This is a genomic window from Janthinobacterium sp. JC611 (assembly GCF_018682595.1).
In the GTDB taxonomy this organism is placed as follows: domain Bacteria; phylum Pseudomonadota; class Gammaproteobacteria; order Burkholderiales; family Burkholderiaceae_D; genus Janthinobacterium.
Map to the genome: position 1 here is coordinate 213,435 of NZ_JAFLJN010000034.1, position 21,036 is coordinate 234,470.

The 21,036-nt window shown below is 63.8% G+C and carries 19 protein-coding genes; 9 read left to right on the forward strand and 10 right to left on the reverse strand.

Translation table 11 applies throughout. The features are described 5' to 3' along the window. Positions 1-4 precede the first annotated feature (4 nt). Positions 5-931, reverse strand: a complete 927-nt coding sequence (locus tag J0O65_RS21490; protein ID WP_215409229.1) for an STM4015 family protein — start codon at positions 929-931, stop codon at positions 5-7. Positions 932-1,104: 173 nt separating this feature from the next. Then, positions 1,105-1,680 (reverse strand): helix-turn-helix domain-containing protein, encoded by a 576-nt coding sequence (locus J0O65_RS21495; protein ID WP_152282974.1) that lies wholly within the window; start codon positions 1,678-1,680, stop codon positions 1,105-1,107. A 222-nt stretch (positions 1,681-1,902) separates the two neighbouring features. Here J0O65_RS21495 and kbl point away from each other — a divergent pair, with 222 nt between their 5' ends. Genes kbl through J0O65_RS21510 form a run of 3 tightly spaced genes read left to right on the forward strand, consistent with a single transcriptional unit; the run spans position 1,903 to position 5,576 of the window. Further along, positions 1,903-3,129, forward strand: coding sequence for a glycine C-acetyltransferase (gene kbl, locus J0O65_RS21500; RefSeq protein ID WP_215409230.1), 1,227 nt, complete (start codon positions 1,903-1,905; stop codon positions 3,127-3,129). 20 nt (positions 3,130-3,149) lie between these two features. Next, on the forward strand, positions 3,150-4,115 hold the full coding sequence (locus J0O65_RS21505; protein ID WP_215409231.1) for an NAD-dependent epimerase/dehydratase family protein: 966 nt from the start codon (positions 3,150-3,152) through the stop codon (positions 4,113-4,115). Positions 4,116-4,163: 48 nt separating this feature from the next. After that, entirely contained in the window at positions 4,164-5,576 is a 1,413-nt protein-coding gene (locus tag J0O65_RS21510) for an L-serine ammonia-lyase (RefSeq protein ID WP_215409232.1), read from the forward strand. A gap of 158 nt (positions 5,577-5,734) precedes the next feature. Here the strand turns inward: J0O65_RS21510 and J0O65_RS21515 are convergent, their stop codons facing one another. After that, the gene (locus J0O65_RS21515; protein ID WP_215409233.1) at positions 5,735-6,478 is read right to left on the reverse strand and encodes an AAA family ATPase; all 744 of its coding nucleotides are present in this window, start codon (positions 6,476-6,478) and stop codon (positions 5,735-5,737) included. A gap of 286 nt (positions 6,479-6,764) precedes the next feature. On the opposite strand from J0O65_RS21515, the gene thrC reads away from it, so the two are divergent. The 3 genes from thrC to moaD are packed head-to-tail and all read left to right on the forward strand — an operon-like array spanning position 6,765 to position 9,737. Next, a complete protein-coding gene (thrC, locus tag J0O65_RS21520; protein WP_215409234.1) occupies positions 6,765-8,246 on the forward strand; it encodes a threonine synthase in 1,482 nt (493 codons plus the stop codon). Beyond that, positions 8,246-9,472, forward strand: a complete 1,227-nt coding sequence (locus tag J0O65_RS21525) for a molybdopterin molybdotransferase MoeA (protein ID WP_251373888.1) — start codon at positions 8,246-8,248, stop codon at positions 9,470-9,472. The genes thrC and J0O65_RS21525 overlap by 1 nt, the downstream gene beginning before the upstream one ends. Positions 9,473-9,482: 10 nt before the next feature. Then, the gene (moaD, locus tag J0O65_RS21530) at positions 9,483-9,737 is read left to right on the forward strand and encodes a molybdopterin converting factor subunit 1 (protein WP_215409235.1); all 255 of its coding nucleotides are present in this window, start codon (positions 9,483-9,485) and stop codon (positions 9,735-9,737) included. Between the two features lie 42 nt (positions 9,738-9,779). Here the strand turns inward: moaD and J0O65_RS21535 are convergent, their stop codons facing one another. Beyond that, positions 9,780-10,013: a hypothetical protein gene (locus J0O65_RS21535; protein ID WP_215409236.1), complete on the reverse strand. Its 234-nt coding sequence runs from the start codon at positions 10,011-10,013 to the stop codon at positions 9,780-9,782. 165 nt (positions 10,014-10,178) lie between these two features. Here J0O65_RS21535 and J0O65_RS21540 point away from each other — a divergent pair, with 165 nt between their 5' ends. Further along, positions 10,179-11,429, forward strand: a complete 1,251-nt coding sequence (locus J0O65_RS21540) for a TIGR03862 family flavoprotein (RefSeq protein ID WP_215409237.1) — start codon at positions 10,179-10,181, stop codon at positions 11,427-11,429. Here the strand turns inward: J0O65_RS21540 and J0O65_RS21545 are convergent. The 6 genes from J0O65_RS21545 to hpnC all read right to left on the reverse strand — a co-directional run bounded on the left by J0O65_RS21545 (position 11,416) and on the right by hpnC (position 16,457). Continuing rightward, the gene (locus J0O65_RS21545) at positions 11,416-12,222 is read right to left on the reverse strand and encodes a head GIN domain-containing protein (protein ID WP_215409238.1); all 807 of its coding nucleotides are present in this window, start codon (positions 12,220-12,222) and stop codon (positions 11,416-11,418) included. The genes J0O65_RS21540 and J0O65_RS21545 overlap by 14 nt on opposite strands. A 10-nt stretch (positions 12,223-12,232) precedes the next feature. Continuing rightward, on the reverse strand, positions 12,233-13,030 hold the full coding sequence (locus tag J0O65_RS21550; RefSeq protein WP_251373889.1) for a DUF1700 domain-containing protein: 798 nt from the start codon (positions 13,028-13,030) through the stop codon (positions 12,233-12,235). Positions 13,031-13,049: 19 nt separating this feature from the next. Continuing rightward, positions 13,050-13,205, reverse strand: coding sequence for a hypothetical protein (locus J0O65_RS21555; protein WP_215409239.1), 156 nt, complete (start codon positions 13,203-13,205; stop codon positions 13,050-13,052). A 124-nt stretch (positions 13,206-13,329) separates the two neighbouring features. After that, entirely contained in the window at positions 13,330-14,688 is a 1,359-nt protein-coding gene (gene hpnE / locus J0O65_RS21560; RefSeq protein WP_353056230.1) for a hydroxysqualene dehydroxylase HpnE, read from the reverse strand. 7 nt (positions 14,689-14,695) lie between these two features. Continuing rightward, positions 14,696-15,529 (reverse strand): presqualene diphosphate synthase HpnD, encoded by an 834-nt coding sequence (gene hpnD / locus J0O65_RS21565; RefSeq protein WP_215409241.1) that lies wholly within the window; start codon positions 15,527-15,529, stop codon positions 14,696-14,698. Between the two features lie 46 nt (positions 15,530-15,575). Further along, positions 15,576-16,457, reverse strand: a complete 882-nt coding sequence (gene hpnC, locus J0O65_RS21570; protein WP_215409242.1) for a squalene synthase HpnC — start codon at positions 16,455-16,457, stop codon at positions 15,576-15,578. Positions 16,458-16,744: 287 nt separating this feature from the next. On the opposite strand from hpnC, the gene J0O65_RS21575 reads away from it, so the two are divergent. Both J0O65_RS21575 and J0O65_RS21580 read left to right on the forward strand, forming a co-directional pair. After that, the gene (locus J0O65_RS21575; protein WP_215409243.1) at positions 16,745-17,908 is read left to right on the forward strand and encodes an efflux RND transporter periplasmic adaptor subunit; all 1,164 of its coding nucleotides are present in this window, start codon (positions 16,745-16,747) and stop codon (positions 17,906-17,908) included. Next, a complete protein-coding gene (locus J0O65_RS21580; RefSeq protein WP_215409244.1) occupies positions 17,905-21,003 on the forward strand; it encodes an efflux RND transporter permease subunit in 3,099 nt (1,032 codons plus the stop codon). Before J0O65_RS21575 ends, J0O65_RS21580 begins: the two co-directional genes overlap by 4 nt. The last annotated feature ends 33 nt before the right edge of the window (positions 21,004-21,036 follow it).

The following is a 21,036-nucleotide window of genomic DNA, read 5'->3' on the forward strand; positions in this document are numbered from 1 at the left end:
CCGCTTATTCGCCCACGGCCACGTAACGGTAGCTTTCGCCGTCGTCTTCATCGGCTTCCTGCGGGTCGTCCAGCACCACTTCGAAAGGCAGCGCCTTCAGCTTCGCCTGGTTTTCCTCCGAGATGTAATGGTGCGACAGGTCCAGGCGCTTCAACTTGCCCAGCTGCGTGTGATTGAGCACGGCCACGGCGCCCAGGTCGCCGATGGTGCCCAGCGACAGGTCGAGGGTGTCGAGCTGCGCCACCAGCGGTTCCTCCGCCAGCCACACGGCCAGGTCGTCGGCGATTTCCGCGTCGCGCAAGCCCAGGGTGCGCAGGGTGGGCACGGTCAGCTGCGCCAGCACCTTGCGGTACAGGTCGACGTCGCCCGAGAAGCCATAGTCGTCCGTGCCCAGCCACAGTTCCAGGTGTTCCAGCTGCGGCATGCTCGATTGCGCCAGCGCTTCGGCGATCTTTTGATCGAGGCCGCCCGCTTCGATGGTGAAGCGGCGCAGGTGCTGGTGCGCGAACGGTTCGACGACGAGCTCATTGCCGCCGCGGATGCGCAACTCTTCCAGCAGCGGGAAGGCGTCCAGCAGGGGTTTGTAGCTGCCTTGCACGATCCACGAGATTTCGCATTCCTCGTACGTCATGTCGCCGATGAACAGGGCGCGCAAATTGGGCAGTTCGGCGGCGTGGGCGATCAGCGCGGCCATCACCTCGTCGGCGCCCGATTCGTACGGGTCGCCCCACATGCCGATGATCAGCGCTGCGAGCGCGCCCTTGTCGGCCTTAGCGAGGAAGCTGGCGATCAGCTCGTCCATCTTGCGCTTGTCGTCGTATTCGAGCGACAGCCGGTAAACGATGTCGGGCGAGGCGTCGAACGGCAGGTCCGGGTCGTACTGGACGACTTTTTTGTTGTGGAAGGTGGTGGTGCTGTCGGAAATGGTCATCGCGTGGGCTCCGTAAAAACAGTGGAAGCCTGGGTGCCGCGCGAGACGCCGCGATGCTGGGACGAGCCGGGAGGTGCCGCGACGCTCTGCGAAGACATCCAGGCCTGGAAATCTTGTCTATTCTAAAATCTTAGCATAGCCATACTGGCATATTGCGCACTGCTGGAAAGCACTTATCGATGGATCACCACCAGCAGCGCCTTGCCCTCGGTCTTGCCCAGGTTGCGTATCGTATGCGGCAAGTCCGCCGGATAGCGCGCCGTGCCGCCATTCTTGACCTTTTTCTTCGCCGCGCCCACTTCCAGTTCCAGGTTGCCGTGGATCACCGTCAAATGTTCGGTGGTGCCCGGGTCGTGCGGCTGCGACGCCAGTTCGCCACCCGGCGCCAGGGTCACTTCATACCATTCGTATTTGCCGGCCAGTTCCATCGGCCCCAGGATGCGCAGCACGTAGCCCGCGTGGTCGCCGGGCAGGGTGGGGGTTTCGTGGGCGTCCGTGACGCGGATGGTTTCCACGGCTTTTTCCGCGCTCGACAGCAATTCGCCGATCTGCACGCCCAGGGCGTTGGCCAGGCGCCACGTGATGGCGATCGTGGGATTGGCTTTTTCGCGCTCGATTTGCGACAGCATGGACTTCGAGACGCCGGCGATGCGCGACAAATCCTCGAGTGTCAGGCCGCGCGCCAGGCGCAGCCGTTGCAGTGTGGCACCCACTTCAGGGGGGGAATTGGTCGAAACGCTGGTTTTCATCGGCAGGTGGCTTGCAAAGTTCAATAGGCTTGGGTAATATCCATTATATTGAATTTCAGTTCGAAATAGTGGATTTTGAGGAAAAACACGGAAACGTGTAGACTTCAAACAGCGCTTCACGGTACAGCATTGTGCGCGCGCCGGTCAAGCGACGGCTCCCCCTATGACGGCTGAGAGCACACGGACACCATACGCATACAACAGGGACACACAAGGAATATCATGAGCGAGCAAGCGAAGAACACCTTTTTCAGCGGTCTGCAACAGAATCTCGATCAACTGCGCCAGCAAGGCTTGTACAAGCCCGAGCGCGTGATCGCCTCGCGCCAGGGCGCCGAAGTGGTGTGCGACGATGGCCGTACCCTGATCAATATGTGTGCGAACAACTACCTTGGCCTGTCCGGCGACCTGCAGACGCAGGAAGCGTCGATTGCCGCTACGCAAAAATACGGCTACGGCCTGTCGTCCGTGCGCTTCATCTGCGGCACGCAAACCGTGCATAAGGAACTGGAACAGGCGATTTCTGCTTTCCTGGGCACCGAGGACACGATTCTGTACGCGGCCGCATTCGACGCCAACGGCGGCGTGTTCGAGCCCCTGTTCGATGAAAACGACGCCATCATCTCCGACGCGCTGAACCACGCTTCCATCATCGACGGCATCCGCCTGTGCAAGGCTGGCCGCTACCGCTATGCGCACAACGACATGGCCGACCTGGAAGTGCAGCTGCAGGCGGCGATCGCCGCCGGCAAGCGCCACAAGGTCATCGTCACGGACGGCGTGTTCTCGATGGACGGCACGATCGCGCAACTCGACAAGATCTGCGACCTGGCCGACCAGTACGGCGCGCTGGTGATGATCGACGAATGCCACGCTTCCGGTTTCATGGGCGCGACGGGCCGCGGCACGCACGAACACCACAATGTGATGGGCCGCATCGACATCATCACGGGCACCCTGGGCAAGGCCCTGGGCGGCGCCATGGGCGGTTTTACCTCCGCGCGCAAGGAAGTCATCGACACCCTGCGCCAGAAATCGCGGCCCTACCTGTTCTCGAACACCCTGGCACCATCGATCGCCGGCGCTTCGCTGTCGGTGCTGGAGCGTCTGGCCAAGTCGACGGAACTGCGCGACCGCCTGCATGACAACACGGCCTTCTTCCGCAGCGAGATCGAGCGCATCGGCTTCACCATCAAGCCGGGCACCCATCCCGTCGTTCCCGTGATGCTGTTCGACGCCCCCGTGGCGCAGAAATTCGCCGCCCGCCTGTATGAACTGGGCGTGCTGGTGACGGGCTTCTTCTACCCGGTCGTGCCGATGGGCCAGGCCAGGGTGCGCGTCCAGCTGTCGGCTGCCCACAGCCGCGAACAGCTGGTCAAGGTGCTGGCCGCCTTCGAGCAGGCCGGCAAGGAACTCGGCTTGCTGACCACCACGACCACTACCAACTAACAAGAATTCAGGAAAATAGCATGGAACGCATCTTAGTCATCGGCGCAAACGGCCAAATCGGTAGTGAACTGGTGGGCGCGCTGGCGCAGCAGCACGGCGCGGACAACGTCATCGCCAGCGACATCGGCACGCATAATCTGTACCAGGCCAAGCGCTATGCGCAATTGAACGTGCTGGACAAGGACGGCCTGGCGGCCATCATCGCCGATGAAAACATCACCCAGGTGTACCAGCTGGCGGCCATGCTGTCGGCCACGGGCGAGGCGGCGCCGCTGAAGGCGTGGAGCCTGAACATGGACGGCTTGCTCAATATCCTGGAGCTGGCGCGCGAGCGGGGCGAGGCGGGCAAGCCGCTGCGCATCTTCTGGCCGTCGTCGATCGCCGCCTTCGGCCCGAACACGCCGCAGGTGAACACGCCGCAGATGACGGTGATGGACCCGACCTCGATGTACGGCATCAGCAAGCTGGCCGGCGAGCGCCTGTGCGAGTACTACTTCAACAAGTATGGCGTGGACGTGCGCAGTATCCGCTACCCGGGCATCATCAGCTACAAGTCGCCTCCGGGCGGCGGCACCACGGATTACGCGATCGCCATCTTCCATGCGGCCTTGCGCGGCGAGCGCTATGACTGCTTCCTCGATGGGAACACCACCTTGCCGATGATTTACATGCCCGACGCCATCCGCGCCACCATCGAATTGATGGACGCGCCGGCGGCATCGATCAATATCCGCTCCTCGTACAATGTGGCGGGCGTGTCGTTCAACCCCGAGCAGCTGGCCAAGGCCATCGTGCACATGGTGCCGGACTTCAAGATCAGCTACAAGCCGGACAGCCGCCAGGCCATCGCCGACAGCTGGCCGCAAAGCCTGGACGACAGCAAGGCCAGCGCCGATTGGGGCTGGAAGGCGCAGATCGGCGTCGAGCAGATGGTCACCGACATGCTGGCCAATGTCGACGCGGGGCAGGCTGCCAAGGCAGCGTGAGTCCAGCACCGCAATTCATAAAAACATACTAATATAAAGAGACACTCCATGGATATGAGCGTATTTGACCTGTTCAAGATCGGCATCGGGCCGTCGAGTTCCCACACGGTGGGACCGATGGTGGCGGCGCGGCGTTTTCTGGTCGAATACGGTCCGTTGGACCAGGTGGTGGGCGTCGAGGCGGCCCTGTATGGCTCGCTGGCGCTGACGGGCGTGGGCCATGCCACGGACAAAGCCGTCATTCTGGGCTTGATGGGCGAGACGCCGCAGGACGTGGCGCCCGATGCCGTCGACGGCAAGCTGGCCGCCATCGAGGCGGCAGGCGAGATCGCGCTGCTGGGCACGCGCGTGGTGCCATTCACGGCCGCCACGGGCCTGGTCTGGCACAAGAGCGAATCGCTGCCCGAACACCCGAACGGCATGCGCTTCACCTTGAAACTGGCGGATGGCAGCCGCGTCGAGAAGGTGTATTACTCGATCGGCGGCGGCTTTATCCGCGAGGCCGGCGAACCTCAAACCTCGGCCCAGGCCGAGGCGGCCGTGGAGTCGGCCGCTGCCGCCCGCGTCGTCTTCCCCTTCGATACCATGGAGCAGTTGCTGGCGCATGGCGTGGAAAGCGGCTTGTCGATTCCGGAAATGCTGCGCGCGAACGAATGCGTCAAGCGCAGCGACGAGGAATTGAATGCGGGCCTGGACCGCATCTGGCACGTCATGCGCGACTGCATCGCGCACGGCCTGGAAACGACGGGCAACCTGCCGGGCGGCTTGAACGTCAAGCGCCGCGCCGCCAAACTGTGGCGCCTGGCGCAGGAGGCGAAGGCGTCCGACAACCGCGCCAACGACTTGCCGCACGACGCCGTGCATCTGGTCAGCCTGTACGCGATGGCCGTCAACGAGGAAAACGCGGCCGGCGGGCGCGTGGTGACGGCGCCGACCAACGGCGCCGCCGGCATCATCCCGGCCGTGCTGCGCTACTACGCGCAGGATTGCCGCCCCAGCGATCCGGTCGGCGGCGTGCGCCGCTTCATGCTGACGGCGGCGGCCATCGGCATGCTGTGCAAGCGCAATGCCTCGATCTCGGGCGCCGAAGTGGGCTGCCAGGGCGAAGTGGGCGTGGCCTGCGCCATGGCGGCGGCCGGCCTGGTGGCGGCCCTGGGCGGCACCAATGAACAGATCGAGAACGCGGCCGAAATCGGCATCGAACACCACCTGGGCATGACGTGCGACCCGATCGGCGGCCTGGTGCAGATCCCCTGCATCGAGCGCAATGGCATGGGCGCCGTGAAAGCCATCACGGCCGCCTCGCTGGCGCTCAAGGGCGACGGCACGCATTTCGTCAGCCTCGACGAAGTCATCGAAACCATGCGCCAGACGGGCGCGGACATGCAGGACAAGTACAAGGAAACGTCGTTGGGCGGGCTGGCCGTGCACGTTATCACGGTCAACCATGCCGCTTGCTGAGGGCGACGAGATAAACCTGCTGCGCAGCCCACTTTCGCGTCGGCGTTGCTCGCCGTACCCTGGTACGGCTGCGCTACTCAACGCGACATTGGGCTTGCTCGCTACGGTTTCTCGCGCCGCCGTGACGTCCCGGGTGCTGATATAAAGACGGAATCGCCTTAATCTTCCTCAAACAACTGCTCCAGCCTTCTTGGGTAGTGATTCAGGAAATCGCGCGTCACGGCGTAGTGTTCCGTGTCTTCATAGGCCACTTCGTGGATGCCGCCGCCCGTAAAGCTGAGGATTTTCGCGTTCGGGTAGGCCAGCAGTATCGGTGAATGGGTGGCGATGATCAGCTGCGAGTCGTCCTGCACCAGCTGGTGGATCACGGACAATGCCGCCATCTGGCGGCTGGGAGACAGGGCCGCCTCCGGCTCGTCCAGCAGGTACAGGCCTTTTCCCCGCAGCTTGTTGATCAGGGTCGCCATGAACGCTTCGCCGTGCGATTGCGCGTGCAGCGACTTGCCGCCATAGCTCTCCAGGTATTCCCGAGGCATCTCGTCCATATAGGTGGCGACGTTGAAAAAGCTCTCGGCGCGCAGGAAGTAGCTGTCTTCGGGCTTCTTGTAGCTCTTGCTCAGCCTCAGGTGCGCGTGCAGGCCCGATTCCTCGTCCGACGGCAGCGCGATGCGCACGTTGCGCGTGCCGCCATCCTTGCCGAAGCCCAGCGCCACGGCCAGCGCTTCGAGCATGGTCGACTTGCCGCTGCCATTCTCGCCCACGAAAAACGTCACGTCGCGGTGGAAATCCAGGTGCACGAAGTCGCGGATGGCGGGGATGGTGAAGGGATAGTGGTCCAGGTCGACGACGGCGTCGGGGCGCAGCGCGGCGCTTTGCAGATACGGTTTTTTACTCAGCGACATGGCCGGTTCCATGAATGGCCGCAGTTCGGCCGACAAACACCAGTGTGGCGCAAATCAGGCGCCCGCGCCAGCATGCGGATGCATCTTTGTACGGAGCGTTGATCTCGTCACAAAAAATTTCCAGATTGCAATGTTCTATGTCTGTCGGGCGCTGCTGTTTGACAACAAGCGGGCCGGCCAGGACGGCAGCGTACGCATGCGATTCGCCTTGGGGAGCGGCTGGCACTATAATATCCGCTGCCATTCATGATCAACCGCACTCAGCTCAACTGGACTCTTCAAATCTATGCACTACGTGTCTACCCGCGCTGAAAAAGCGCCATTGAATCCGCAGCAATTCTCCGACATCCTCCTGGGCGGCCTGGCCCCCGATGGCGGACTGTATCTCCCTGAACACTACCCGCTAGTCACCGGTGCCGAGCTCAACGCCTGGCGCACATTGTCGTATGCCGACCTGGCCTACGAAATCCTGAAGAAGTTCGCCACCGATATCCCGGCCGCGGACCTGAAGGCGCTGACGGCGAAAACCTATACCAAGGCGGTCTACAAGAACGCCCGCGCCGGCGAAAACGCGGCCGACATCACGCCGCTGCGCGTACTCGAAGAAAACGTCGTCAAGGGCGGATCGACCACCCTGATCCTGCAGGCGCTGTCGAACGGCCCGACCCTGGCCTTCAAGGACATGGCCATGCAGCTGCTGGGCAATCTGTTCGAATACACCTTGGCCAAGACGGGCGCCGAACTCAATATCTTTGGCGCCACGTCGGGCGACACGGGCAGCGCGGCCGAATATGCAATGCGCGGTAAGCAGGGCATCCGCGTCTTCATGCTGTCGCCGCACAAGAAAATGAGCGCCTTCCAGACGGCGCAGATGTTCAGCCTGCAAGACCCGAACATCTACAACATCGCCGTCGAAGGCGTCTTCGACGACTGCCAGGATATGGTGAAAGCCGTGTCGAACGACTTGGCCTTCAAGGCGCGGCAGAAGATCGGCACCGTCAACTCCATCAACTGGGCAAGAGTCGTGGCGCAAGTCGTGTATTACTTCCGCGGCTACCTGGCGGCCACCACCAGCAACGAGCAGAAGGTGTCGTTTACGGTGCCGTCGGGCAACTTCGGCAATATCTGCGCGGGCCACATCGCCCGCATGATGGGTTTACCCATCTCGAAACTGGTGGCCGCGACGAATGAAAACGACGTGCTCGACGAATTCTTCCGCACGGGCGTCTACCGCGTGCGCAAGTCCGCCGAGACCTACCACACGAGCAGCCCGTCGATGGATATCTCGAAGGCGTCGAATTTCGAGCGCTTCGTCTACGACCTGGTGGGCCGCGACAGCGCACGCGTGCGCGCGCTGTTCACGAAAGTGGAAACGCACGGCGGTTTTGATTTGTCCGGCAAGCCGGGCAGCGATGGCGACGAATTCAAGCTGGTGGCCAAGTACGGCTTCAAGTCGGGCAAGTCCACGCACCAGGACCGCCTCGACACCATCCGCGACGTGGCCGACGACTACGGCATCACCGTCGACACGCACACGGCCGACGGCATCAAGGTGGCGCGCGAGCACCTGGAACCAAACGTGCCGATGATCGTGCTGGAAACGGCGCTGGCGGCCAAGTTCAACGAAACCATCCTCGAAGCGCTGGGCGTGGACGCGGAGCGCCCGGCCGGCTTCGAGAACATCGAAGATTTGCCGCAGAAGTTCGTTGTGATGGGCACGGACGTGGACAAAATGAAGGCGTACATCGCCGCCAATACGGGTCTGTGATGGGCGCGTCTACCGCAGAACGCAAGCCCATGCTGTCGGTGGCCGAGGCGCAAGCCTTCATGCTGGACGCGGCGCGTCCGGTGGCCGACGTGGAGCTGGTCGACACCATGCGCGCCAACGGCCGCGTGCTGGCGGCCGCGCAAACGTCGACCCTGAACGTGCCCGAGCGCGACAACACGCAGATGGATGGCTATGCCGTGCGCGCGCGCGATTGCGCCAGCGGCGCGGCGAGCTTGCCCGTGTCGCAGCGCATCGCGGCCGGCCACGTGGGCCAGCCCTTGCAGCCCGGGACGGCGGCGCGCATCTTCACGGGCGCCCTGATTCCCGACGGCGCCGATTGCGTGGTGATGCAGGAGCAGTGCACCTTGCTTGACGGCGTGGTGACGGTCAACCACGTGCCGCACGCGGGCGAATGGGTGCGCCGCCAGGGCGAGGATATCCGCGCCGGCGGCGAGATCCTCGGCGCGGGCCGGCGCCTGCGCAGCCAGGAGATGGGCCTGGCCGCCTCGGTGGGCCTGGCGCAGTTGCCCGTGCTGCGCAAGCTGCGCGTGGCCGTGTTTTTCACGGGCGACGAACTGGCCATGCCCGGTGAGCCTTTGGCGCCGGGCGCCGTCTACAACTCGAACCGGTTTACCTTGCGCGGCTTGCTGGAAAACCTCGGTTGCGAGATCACGGACCTGGGCATCGTGCCCGACAGCCTGGAAGCGACCAAGGCCGTGCTGCGCCAGGCGGCCCAGGGCAATGACTTGATCATCACCTCGGGCGGCGTGTCCGTGGGCGAGGAAGACCATATCAAGCCGGCCGTGGAAGCGGAAGGGCGGCTGAACATGTGGCAGATCGCCGTCAAGCCGGGTAAACCCCTGGCCTTCGGCGAAGTGCAGCAGGCGTTCTTCGTCGGCTTGCCCGGCAATCCCGTCTCCAGCTTCGTCACCTTCCTGCTGTTCGTGCGCCCGTTCATTTTGCGCCTGCAGGGCGTGGCGGGGAATCTGGCGCCGCGCAGCTACCAGCTGCCGGCCGCGTTCGAGCGCCTGAAGGCGGACAAGCGCAACGAGTTCTTGCGCGCCAGGGTCAACGACGCGGGCGAGCTGGAACTGTACGCCAACCAGAGTTCGGGCGTGCTGACGTCCACCGTGTGGGGCGACGGCTTGATCGACTGCCCGCCGGGCCTGTCGATCGCGCGCGGCGACGTGCTGCGGTTTATCCCGTTTAACGAATTGCTGTACTGAGGAAGTATCGATGAAGATCAATCTGCGTTTTTTCGCCAGCGTGCGCGAGCTGGTGGGCACGGGCCAGGAAGTGCTGGAAGTGGCAGGGCCGCTGACGGTGGGCGAGGTGAGAGCCCTGCTGATCGCCCGCGGCGGCAACTGGGAATACGCGCTGGCGCAGGGCCGCGCGCTGCGCATGGCGCATAACCAGGTGATGTGCGATGCCGATACGGCGATAGGCGAAGGCGACGAGGTGGCGTTCTTCCCGCCCGTGACGGGCGGCTGAGAATGTCCACTGGAGAAAATGGCCGCTGAAGCGGCCATTTTTCTATGACGACTTGGTTTTTGCCTTGTCCCCGCTGCATGTCGCGCAGGCGATGGCTTTCTTGTAGCGCCAGTATTTCGAGCCGATGAAGATGGCCGACGCCACCAGCGACCAGGCCAGCGCGCTGAGGATATCGGCCTGGGTGGTGCTGCCCTTGCTGTACTCGACCACCGTCAGGATGATGAATAAGATCGAACTGGCCAGCAAATAGCGGGAAATCCAGAATCCTGCGCCCATGTGTATCTCCTCTTGTGTCTTGTCGTCAAGTGATATGAAACTGCCGATCGTTGCGGCATGCCTGGCGCAGTATGCCTCATTTTTGGGCGCGATCGCCATCGCCCGGCCATATGCGGGCCAATCTCGACTAAAATGCCGGGGTTTTCACCGTCTTCCCAGCCTGCCATGACCCAATCGACTTCCCCTCCGTTTCACATCGCCGTCATCGGCGGCGGCCCCGCCGGCCTGATGGCCGCCCAGGCGGCATCCGAGCAGGGGGCCAGGGTGGAACTGTTCGACGCCATGCCGTCCGTCGGCCGCAAATTCCTGCTGGCCGGGCGCGGCGGCATGAACATCACGCACGCGGAAGGCTATCAGGCCTTCGTCTCGCGTTACGCCAGGCAGGCGCAGCGGGTGAAACCGGCGCTGGACCAGTTCGGCCCGCAAAAGGTGCGCGACTGGGTGCACGGCCTGGGCGTGGAGACCTTCGTCGGCTCGTCGAACCGCGTCTTCCCGACCGACATGAAGGCCGCGCCCTTGCTGCGCGCCTGGCTGCACCGCCTGCGCGAAGCGGGCGTGCAATTTCACATGCGCCACCGCTGGACGGGCTGGCGCGATGGTCAGCTGGCCTTCGCCACGCCGGACGGCGAACGCCTGCGCGCATTCGACGCCGTGATCCTGGCCCTGGGCGGCGGCAGCTGGGCGCGGCTCGGTTCCGACGGCGCCTGGGTGCCGCTGCTGCAAGGGCAGGGTGTGGCCGTGGCGGCGCTGGCGCCGGCCAATTGCGGCTTCGACGTGGACTGGAGCGAACATTTCAGCAGCCGGTACGCGGGCGAGCACCTGGCCACGGTGGCCATCACGGCGCATGACATCGACGGCTTGACGATCAAGCGCCAGGGCCAGTTCGTCATCACGGCGGCCGGCGTCGAGGGCAGCCTGATTTATGCGCTGTCGGCCGCGCTGCGCGAACAGATCGCGCGCGACGGACACGCCACTATCTGGCTCGACCTGGCGCCCGACCACAGCCATGCGCGCGTGTTCGAGGAAGTGACGCGCCCGCGCGGCGCCCGTTCCATGTCCAGCCATTTGCAAAGCCGGCTGGGAATAAAAGGCGTGAAATCGGGCTTGCTGCGCGAATGCCTGGGCGCCGCCGATTTCGCCGTTGCAGCCAGGCTGGCGGACGCCATCAAGCTGTTGCCCGTCACGCTCGTGCGCCCGCGCCCCATCGATGAAGCCATCAGCAGCGCTGGCGGCGTGGCCTTCGACGGCGTCGACGGCAGCATGCTGCGCGCCATGCCGGGCGTCTTCGTGGCGGGGGAAATGCTGGACTGGGAAGCGCCCACGGGCGGCTACCTGCTGACGGCCTGCCTGGCGCAAGGCAAGGCGGCCGGCGAGCAAGCCGTGGCGTGGCTGGAAGAGAACCTTAGTGCCAGGTAATTTCGCCTGAGCCGCTTTTCTGCGTCTCGCGCTGGCGCGGGTTGCCGTGGACGTGGATGTCGCCGCTGCCGCGCAGGGTCAGGTTGGCGGCGTCGCGCACGAAGACGGTGCTCTGGCCCGAGCCTTGCAGGCTGACGCTGGCCTTGTCGGCGGCCAGGTGCTCGGCATCGATGTCGCCCGAACCGCTCAGGTCGGCGCGCAGGAACTTCGTGTTGCCGCTGGCGGCGATGCGCCCGGAGCCCACCATTTCCAGCACCACGCTGTCGCTGTTGCCGGCATTGATGTCGAGGTCGCCACTGCCGTTGACGGTGGCTTGTACCTGCTTGTAGCGTCCCGTGAAGCTGACGTCGCCGGAACCCATCACTTCCAGGATAAAACTGTCGCCGGAAAATCCCGTGATCTTGCTGTCGCCATTGCCGTGCACTTCCATGCGCACGAGGGTGGGCAGCACCAGTTCCACCTGCAGCGGCTGGCGATGGTGGAACAGCATGCCTTTCGGGCCGATATGCAGGGTCGTGCCATCCTGCGTGGTGTCGACGTTTGACAGCAAACGCTGTTCGCCGCTGACCTTCAGCGATGGCGTGGCGCCGCGGCGCAGCACCAGGTCGATGGGGCCGGCCAGGTCGATGCTGGTGATATTGGCGGAAATCGGCCGCGTTTCGCTGCGCACGGCGCGGCCGGCAGCGCTGCTGGGATTGCTGATTCCCTTGGCGCGCAGCGCCGCATACGACATGGCGATCAGGACCATTGCCAGCAAGAGCATGGACAGGCCAACTTTGAGCAAGCGTTTCATGGCAGCCTTTCTAGTGACCTTTGAGCAGGGAAATATTCATGGCGACGTAGCGCTTGATGCCGATCCAGGTATAGCGCGTGACGACTAGACTGAGCAGGAAAATGACGATGCCGCCGAGCAGCATGCCCACGCCGAAGACGGTTTGCGTGGTGCGCGCATCGCGGTCCATGTCGGTGGAGATGCGGATGCCGCCACCGGCCAGCGCTTCGGCCCGCTCCATCACGCGCGAGGAAGCGCCTGGCGCTCCGGGCTCGGCCTCGGCCGGTTCGCGCTGCAAGGGACCGGGCAGGTGGTCGACTTCGATGCCCGTGTCGCCGATGGTGATGCGCGTTTCGCGCCGTTCGCCGCCTTCGCCGCCGTCATCATCATGGATGAAGACGTGGCGCAGGGGACCGTCGAGCACCAGTTCGTTGGCGCCGGACAAGCCGCTGGCCGTGATGGCGATGCCGGCCAGGTAAAAGCTCAGGCCGACGGCGTACAGGGTGGCCAGCAGGGCCGCGTAGACGGCGGCGGGTATGACCATGAACAGGTTGAAGATGGCCAGGCCCACCAGCGAGACGAGCAGGCGCAGCAGGTTGACGGGGGTTTTCTTTTGTTCGAAGGCCTGGCGGTGGGTGTTGCTGCGCAAGCTGAGGGCGATTTTTTTCGGGTCGCCCAGGTCGTCGGCGACCTCGCGCTCGCTGCGGCCGGCCGCCGCGCCTTCGATGAAGGTCTGTTCATAATAATCGAGGGTCTTGGCCACCAGGTCCGGTGGCAAGCCTGCCAGCGCGCGCCGCAGAGCGTCGAGATAATCTTGCTTGTTCATCATATTCTTCCTGTCCGTCGCGTCAGCCCATTGCCGGCAGCAACATGCTTGCCTGGCTCAGCAGCAATGGCGCTGGTGGCGCCTGCTGTAGCCGCATGACGATCAAGGTGGCCAGCACCACACCCGCGAGCAGCGCCAGGGCTTTCAAGCTGTTTTTCAAGTGCAAGGTGGTGTGCATGGTATTCCCCGTGGTATGGCCGTTGTCGATGGTCGGACTGTACCCAAGCGTACGCGAGCGCACCAGCGCGGTGCGACAGAATGCAATTTCGCGGGGGCGAGCGACACCAGGGCGGGATGCACCGTCACGTGTATTTTGACGCCTTGCCCGCGGTGATGGCCTTGGCCGCCGCCACGCCGCTGCGCACGGCCGCCTCGATGGTGGCCGGATAGTCTTGTGTCCGGTCGTCATTCGCCGTGTAGTCGCCCGCGAGCAGCAAGCCCGGCACGCCGCTGGCATTGCCGGGGCGCAATAAATCCGGCGTGCAGGCGAACGTGGCGCGCTTTTCCGTGATCAGCTGGGTCCAGAGGGGCTGGGCCAGTTCCGGGCGCCGCAGCACCTGCGCCAGCTGCGCCCCGATCGCTTGCGCCAGCGGCCCATGGCCTTGCTCGGCGGCAGGGCCGGAGGCGCTGATGACGACGGCCAGCAAACCGGCCTGTTTGCTGTCGAGCTGGCCCCGGTCGAAGACGAACTGGCCCCAGTGCTGCCGTTCCGGCGTATCGACGAGCGCGTGGAACGGCAAGTCCAGGCGCAGCGAGGCGTCGAATTGCAGGTAGCAGGTGCTGATCGCTTCCGGCGTGAACGCTTGCATGCGATTGATGACGTCATCGAGGCGCGCGTCGTGCAAGCCCTGCAGCAGGCTGGCGGCTTGCACGGACGAGGTGGCGACGATGACGCCGTCAAAGATATCCGCATCGTCGAGTCGCCAGCGGCCGTCGGGCAGCGCGTGCAAGGTGGTGATTTTGGCGCCGGTGCGTACTGCGCCGCCATGCCGTGCCACATAGCGGGCGGCCGCGTCGGGCAACAGGGCGCTCAGGTCCGCCTTCGGGATCAGCATGTCGGAGGCGCGGCGGCGGCTGGCGCCCAGGCTGTCGCGCAGCACATTGATGAAGACGCGGGCCGAGGCCCGCTCGGGCGGGGTATTCAGGGCGGCCAGGCACAGCGGGTGCCACATCAGGCGGTTCAGACGGTCCGTCTGGTCGAAGCGCTGCAGCAGTTCGCTGACCGTGCAATCGTTATACAGTTGCCAGCCCATCCACCGCATGGCGGTGGAAAAGCGCATCAGGGCCAGCTTGTCGGCGCGCTCCAGTCCCTTGGCGCGCAGCAGGGCCCACGCCAGGTGCAGCGGCGCGGGCAGGCGCGGCGCGATGAAGTCCATCCCGCCGCTGTCTGCCGGATAGCGCATCTGCAGGGGCAGGGTGAGGATCAGTTTGCCAGGGTCCTGTCCCGCCAGTGTCATCAGGCGCAAGGTTTCCGTGTACGCGCCCAGCAAGATGTGCTGGCCGTTGTCGAGCACCGTGTTTTCTCTCTCGACGCGGCGCGCGCGTCCGCCCAGGGTGCGCGCCGCCTCGAACACGGTCACAGGGTGACCGGCGCGCGCCAGTTCCATGGCGGCCGCGCAACCGGCCCAGCCGGCGCCGATGACGGCGTAGCGTTGCTTCACCTGACTCTCAGCCACGAACCCAGGTCTTCCAGGCCAGCCACAGTTTGCGGATCGGCGTGAGCGAGATGCGCTGTTGCAGCACGTGGTAGCCGTCGCGCTCGACTTCATTGAGCAGGGTGCGGTAGATGGCGGCCATGATCAGGCCCGGGCGCTGGGCGCGGCGGTCTTCCGCCGGCAGCAGGGCGAACGCCTCGTCATAGGCTTTCTGCGCGCGCGCCGCCTGGAAGCGCATGAGGTTTTCAAAGTTCTCGCTGTGGCGCGCATTGAGCAGGTCGGCCGCCGTCACATTGAATTGCTGCAATTCGCTGATCGGCAGGTAGATGCGCCCCTTGCGCGCATCTTCGCCCACGTCGCGAATGATGTTGGTCAGCTGGAAGGCATGGCCCAGTTTTTCCGCGTACAGCAGGGTTTCCGGGCGCGTCGCGCCAAAGATGCTGGCTGACAAGATACCCACCACGCTGGCCACGTGCCAGCAATAGCGGCTCATGGCCTGGTAGTCGAGGTAGCGGGTCTGGTTCAAGTCCATTTCCATGCCGTCGATGATGGCCTGCAAATGCTTTTCTTCCAGCTTGTAAATGTCCAGGTGCGGCTGCAGCGCGCGCATCACGGGGTGCGTGGGATTGCCCTCGTACATGGCCTTGACTTCCTTGCGCCACCAGACCAGCTTGGTGCGTGCCACGGCTTCGTCCGTGCATTCGTCGACCGTGTCATCGACTTCGCGGCAAAACGCGTACAGGGCCGTGATGGCCTTGCGGCGCTCGGCCGGCAGGAACAGGAAGCTGTAGTAGAAGCTGGAGCCGCTCTGGGCGGCCTTTTGTTGGCAGTATTCGTCGGGTGACATAGTCAAAAGAGCAAGGGTTGCAGATCGAAGCCGCTATTCTATCGTCTTACAGAGTGGGCGACGGGGGAAAAGCCGTGTTTACTTGTGTCTCTTGATGCAAGCTCTTGCGCGACATGCGCAGGGCGCGCCAGAAAATGATCAGCCAGTCGCGCTTCTCCAGCTTCGGGCGGCGCCGGAACACGTCGTAATTGACGGCTTCGATGGCTTCCAGGATGCGCAAGCCGCCTTGCACCACCAGGCGCAATTCCCAGCCGATGCGCCCCCGCAAACGCAGGGCCAGCGGCGCGCCGGACAGCATCAGGGCGCGCGTGCGGGCCACTTCGAAGCGCATCAGGGCGCTCCACTTGCCATGCGCCTCGGGCCGCTCGAAGGCGGCGGCGGAGACGGCAAAGCGGCTCAAGTCTTCCATCGGCAGGTAGATGCGCTCTTTTTGCTGGTCGATGGCGACGTCTTGCAAGAAATTAATTAGTTGTAAAGCTGAACATATCGCATCGGAATCGCGTACATTCTGTTCATCGGCCGCGCCATACAGGTGCAGCATCAGCAGTCCCACGGGGTTGGCGGAACGGGCGCAGTAATCGAGCACGTCGTCATAGCTGGCGTAGCGTGTCGTTTCCACATCCTGCTTGAATGCTGACAACAGATCGTGAAACGGCTTCAGGGGCAGCTGGTGTTTGGCGATGACGGCGGCCAGGCGTTCGAACATGGCGGCGTTCTCGCCCGCATGGCCCTCTGCGCGGGCGATGCGGCCCAGCGCCTGTTCGTAGGCGTGCAGCGCGGCCAGGCGCTCGGCCGGCGTGGCGTCGCCCTCATCGGCCAGGTCGTCGGCGCTGCGGGCGAAGGCATAGATGGCTTCGACGGCGGGCACGAGCCGGCGCGGCAGTAAAAATGATGCAACAGGAAAATTTTCGTAATGGTCTACAGGCATGAACACACTTCTCTAGTCTTGCAGTTTTGCCGGCCCCCAACGCTGGAAGGTGGCCGGACGTTGTACGTCTCAAGATTAATGACGCAAAAGTCACTAAAAACTTTTAGGCACGATTATAATTAATAACCAGAAAGTCATTAGGGAGAAATCGCTTCCCGCCATGACCAAGCTGATATTGTCACAAATTTAAGGATATCGCGTGCGAAAAAGTTTGGCTTGGCCCGAAGGGCAAGCAAAAAGTTTCTCCGCATAAAAATATTACAGCCCGCATAGTAAAGGAAAATACCTTGTTTGCCCTGAAAACCCTGCGCCGCGAGACCGGCGCATCCGCACTTCCCGCCCTGCGGCTGATTGCCGCCGCCGCCCTGGCGCTGACCCTGGCGGCCTGTTCCAAGCCCGCCGTCAAAGTGGAAGACGTGCGTCCCGTGCGCGCGATCGTGTTGTCCAGCAGCAGCGTTGACGTGAGTGCGGAGCTGGCGGGCGAAGTCGTGCCCCGCGTCGTATCGCAGCTGGGCTTTCGCGTGGGCGGCAAGATCGTCGCGCGCAAGGTGGACGTGGGCGCCAGCGTCAAGAAGGGGCAAGTGCTGATGCAGCTCGATCCCGTCGACTTGCAACTGTCGCAGGCGCAGGCCAAGGCGTCGCTGGTCAGCGCGGAAACGAGCCGCGACCTGGCGCGCGCGGAACTCAAGCGCTACCAGGACTTGCGCGAGAAAAATTTCGTCAGCCAGGCCGTGCTCGACGGCAAGGAAGCCACCTACAAGGCGGCGCAGGCGAACGTGGAAGCGGCCCAGGCCCTGTACCGGGGCCAGGCGAACCAGTCCGGCTACGCCAGCTTGCTGGCTGACGTCGATGGCGTCGTCACGCGCATCGAGGCCGAAGTGGGGCAGGTGGTGGCGCCCGGCACACCCGTGGTGCAAGTGGCCAGGAGCGGCGAAAAGGAAGTCGTGATCGGCATTCCTGAAGACAAGGTGGAAACCTTGCGCGGCGTCAAGGATGTGGTCGTACGCCTGTGGGCCGACCCGAAACAGGGCTTGCCGGGCAAGATACGCGAAGTGTCGCCCGTGGCCGATGCCGCCACGCGCACCTATCTGGCCAAGGTCAGCATCCCGGACGCGCCGCAGGCCCGCCTGGGCATGACGGCCGTGGTGCAGTTCGCCTCGCAGACGGCCACGCCGCAGATCAAGGTGCCGCTGACGGCCCTGTTCAATGAAAAGTCGCAAAGTTCCGTGTGGGTGGTGGAAAACGGCGCCGTGCAGCGCGTGCCGGTGACGGTGGGCGGCGTGGCGGGCAATGAATTGCTGCTGACCTCGGGCGTGAAAGCGGGCCAGACGGTGGTCACGGCCGGCGTCAACCTGCTCAAGCCTGGCCAGAAAGTGACCATCCTCGGCGCCGAGCTGGCCAGCAAGCCCGATGTGGCCGCTGCCGCCGTCAGCGTGGGGGGCGCCAAATGAAGGGCGGCTTCAATCTGTCGCGCTGGGCCCTCGAACACATTCCGCTGACGCGTTACCTGATGGCCGTGCTGCTGATCGGCGGCATGCTCAGCTATGCCAGCCTGGGCCAGGATGAGGATCCCCCGTTCACCTTCCGCGCCATGGTCTTGCAGGCGTACTGGCCCGGCGCCACCGCCTTGCAGATGGCCGAGCAGGTGACGGACAAGCTGGAAAAGAAGCTGCAGGAAACGCCGTACATCAATGAAATCACCAGTTATTCGAAGCCGGGCGAGACATTGATCCTGCTGGAGCTGCGCGAATCGGCGCCGCCCAAGGAAACGGCCGCCGCCTGGTATCAGGTGCGCAAGAAGATCGGCGACATCAAGGGCACCTTGCCGTCCGGCGTCGTGGGCCCGTTCTTCAATGACGAGTTCGGCGACACGTATGGCTCCATCTTCGCCCTGTCCGGCGACGGTTTTACCTACGCGGAAATGAAGGATTACGCGGACAAGGTGCGCCAGGAGCTGCTGGCCGTGGGGCAGGTGTCGAAGGTGGAACTGTTCGGCGTGCAAGATGAAAAGATCAATATCATCTTTTCTCACAAGAAATTTGCCCAGCTGGGCATTCCGTTCGACGCCATCGTGCAGCAATTGTCCGAGCAAAACAGCATCAACGCCACGGGCGTGCTGGTGACGCCGACGGACAATCTGCAAGTGCGCGTGACGGGCGCCATGCTGACCGTCAAGGACTTGGAAAACCTGGAATTGCGCGCCAACGGCACCACCTTCCGCCTCGGCGACTTTGCCACCGTGAAACGCGAATTCGTCGATCCGCCGAAGGACAAGATGCGTTTCAACGGCAAGGAAGTGATCGGCCTGGGCGTGTCGATGGAAAAGGGCGGCAATATCATCGACATGGGCAAGGCCTTGCAGGCGACCGTCACGCGCATGAAGAGCGAATTGCCGGTCGGCATAGAACTGCAGCGCGTGTCGAACCAGCCGGAAGCCGTGTCCGCCTCCGTGGGCGAGTTCGTGCATACCCTGATCGAAGCCATCCTGATCGTGCTGGCCGTCAGCTTTGTCGCGCTGGGCTTGCACACCAAGCCGCTGCGCATCGACGTGCGGCCGGGCCTGGTGGTGGCGCTGACCATCCCGCTGGTGCTGGCCGTCACCTTCCTGTTCATGCGCCTGCTCGACATCGATTTGCACAAGATTTCGCTGGGCGCCCTGATCATCGCGCTGGGCTTGCTGGTCGATGACGCCATCATCGCCGTCGAGATGATGGTGCGCAAGATGGAAGAGGGCATGTCGCGTTTCGACGCGGCCACGTTCGCCTACACGTCGACGGCCATGCCGATGCTGACGGGCACCCTGATCACGGTGGCGGGCTTCTTGCCCATCGGCCTGGCCAAGTCGGCGGCCGGCGAATATACGTTCTCCTTGTTCTCCGTCAATGCGCTGGCCCTGATCATCTCGTGGGTGGTGGCCGTCGTGTTCACGCCCTACATCGGCTATGTCCTGTTGAAGGTCAAGCCGCACGCGCACAACGACCATGAATTGTTCGACACGCCCAACTTCCGCCGCTTCCGCCGCGCCGTCACCTGGTGCGTGGAGTGGCGCAAGACGACGATCGCCGCCACCCTGGCCATCTTTGCGCTGGGTATTTACGGCTTTAACTTTATCGAGAAGCAATTCTTCCCCGATTCCAGCCGTCCCGAACTGATGGTGGAGCTGTGGTCGCCCGAAGGCACGACGTTTGCCGCGAACGAGAAACAGGTGAAGAAATTCGAGGCTTTTGTGGGCAAGCTCGACGGCGTGGAAAGCGTGACCAGCTATGTGGGCACGGGCAGTCCCCGTTTCTACCTGCCGCTGGACCAGATCTTCCCGCAGACCAACGTGTCGCAAGTGGTGGTGTTGCCGAAGAGCCTGGCCGACCGCGAACGCCTGCGCCAGCAAATCGTCGATGTCTTCAAGAAGGACTTCCCGGAAGTGCGGGGCCGCGTAAAACTGTTGCCGAACGGACCGCCCGTGCCGTATCCCGTGCAATTTCGCGTCACGGGGCCGGAGGTGGCCGGTGTGCGCGCCATCGCCGACCAGGTCAAGGACATCATGCGCGCCAATCCGAACACCCTGGGCGTCAATGACAACTGGAATGAATCGGTGAAAGTGCTGCGCCTGGACCTGGACCAGGACAAGATGCGCGCGCTGGGCGTCACGTCGAAAACCGTGATGCAGGCGGCCAATACGATCCTGTCGGGCACCGTCATCGGCCAGTTCCGCGAAGACAACAAGCTGATCGATATCCAGGTGCGCCAGCCCCTGGAAGAGCGGGCGACGATTTCCGTGCTGAACGACACGAATATCCCGACGGCGACGGGCAAGTCGGTGCCCATCTCGCAGCTGGCCCGCGCGCATTTCGTGTGGGAGCCGGGCGTGGTCTGGCGCGACAAGCGTGAATGGGCCATTACCGTGCAATCGGACGTGGTCGACGGCATCCAGGGCGCGACGGTCTCGACGCAACTGGCGCCGCAGCTCGACGCCTTGCGGGCCAAAATGCCGGCCGGCTATCGCATCACCGTGAAAGGCGTGGCGGCCGACAGCGGCGAGGCGGAAGCGTCGATTGCGGCCAACCTGCCGCTGGCCATTTTTATTATCTTCACCTTGCTGATGCTGCAGCTGCACAGTTTCTCGCGCTCCCTGCTGGTCTTCCTGACGGGACCGCTGGGCGTGGCGGGCGCCGCGTTTGCCTTGCTGCTGTTGCACCGTCCGCTGGGCTTCGTGGCCAACCTGGGCGTCATCGCGCTGTTCGGCATGATCATCCGCAACTCGGTGATCCTTGTCGACCAGATCGAGCAAGACATCAACGATGGTTCGGCGCCATGGGACGCCATCATCGACTCGGCCGTGCGCCGCTGCCGCCCCATCGTGCTGACGGCGGCAGCTGCCGCGCTGGCCATGATCCCCTTGTCGCGCTCGGTGTTCTGGGGGCCGATGGCGGTGGCCATCATGGGCGGCCTGATCCTCGCGACGGCCTTGACCCTGCTGTTCCTGCCGGCCCTGTATGCGGCCTGGTTCCGGGTCAGGAAGCCGGAGCCGGTAATCGTAAAAGAAGGCTAGGAGCCAGCGCCAGGGTGCAGGCATAAAAAAGGC

Excerpts from the sequence above, each read along its gene's own strand:
- kbl (WP_215409230.1), top strand. The coding sequence starts at position 1,903 with ATGAGCGAGCAAGCGAAGAACACCTTTTTCAGCGGTCTGCAACAGAAT.
- J0O65_RS21545 (WP_215409238.1), bottom strand. The coding sequence starts at position 12,222 with ATGAAACGCTTGCTCAAAGTTGGCCTGTCCATGCTCTTGCTGGCAATG.
- J0O65_RS21515 (WP_215409233.1), bottom strand. The coding sequence starts at position 6,478 with ATGTCGCTGAGTAAAAAACCGTATCTGCAAAGCGCCGCGCTGCGCCCC.
- J0O65_RS21510 (WP_215409232.1), top strand. The coding sequence starts at position 4,164 with ATGGATATGAGCGTATTTGACCTGTTCAAGATCGGCATCGGGCCGTCG.
- thrC (WP_215409234.1), top strand. The coding sequence starts at position 6,765 with ATGCACTACGTGTCTACCCGCGCTGAAAAAGCGCCATTGAATCCGCAG.
- J0O65_RS21580 (WP_215409244.1), top strand. The coding sequence starts at position 17,905 with ATGAAGGGCGGCTTCAATCTGTCGCGCTGGGCCCTCGAACACATTCCG.
- J0O65_RS21495 (WP_152282974.1), bottom strand. The coding sequence starts at position 1,680 with ATGAAAACCAGCGTTTCGACCAATTCCCCCCCTGAAGTGGGTGCCACA.
- J0O65_RS21505 (WP_215409231.1), top strand. The coding sequence starts at position 3,150 with ATGGAACGCATCTTAGTCATCGGCGCAAACGGCCAAATCGGTAGTGAA.
- J0O65_RS21555 (WP_215409239.1), bottom strand. The coding sequence starts at position 13,205 with ATGCACACCACCTTGCACTTGAAAAACAGCTTGAAAGCCCTGGCGCTG.
- J0O65_RS21550 (WP_251373889.1), bottom strand. The coding sequence starts at position 13,030 with ATGATGAACAAGCAAGATTATCTCGACGCTCTGCGGCGCGCGCTGGCA.
- hpnD (WP_215409241.1), bottom strand. The coding sequence starts at position 15,529 with ATGTCACCCGACGAATACTGCCAACAAAAGGCCGCCCAGAGCGGCTCC.
- hpnC (WP_215409242.1), bottom strand. The coding sequence starts at position 16,457 with ATGCCTGTAGACCATTACGAAAATTTTCCTGTTGCATCATTTTTACTG.
- J0O65_RS21490 (WP_215409229.1), bottom strand. The coding sequence starts at position 931 with ATGACCATTTCCGACAGCACCACCACCTTCCACAACAAAAAAGTCGTC.
- J0O65_RS21535 (WP_215409236.1), bottom strand. The coding sequence starts at position 10,013 with ATGGGCGCAGGATTCTGGATTTCCCGCTATTTGCTGGCCAGTTCGATC.
- J0O65_RS21525 (WP_251373888.1), top strand. The coding sequence starts at position 8,246 with ATGGGCGCGTCTACCGCAGAACGCAAGCCCATGCTGTCGGTGGCCGAG.
- J0O65_RS21540 (WP_215409237.1), top strand. The coding sequence starts at position 10,179 with ATGACCCAATCGACTTCCCCTCCGTTTCACATCGCCGTCATCGGCGGC.
- moaD (WP_215409235.1), top strand. The coding sequence starts at position 9,483 with ATGAAGATCAATCTGCGTTTTTTCGCCAGCGTGCGCGAGCTGGTGGGC.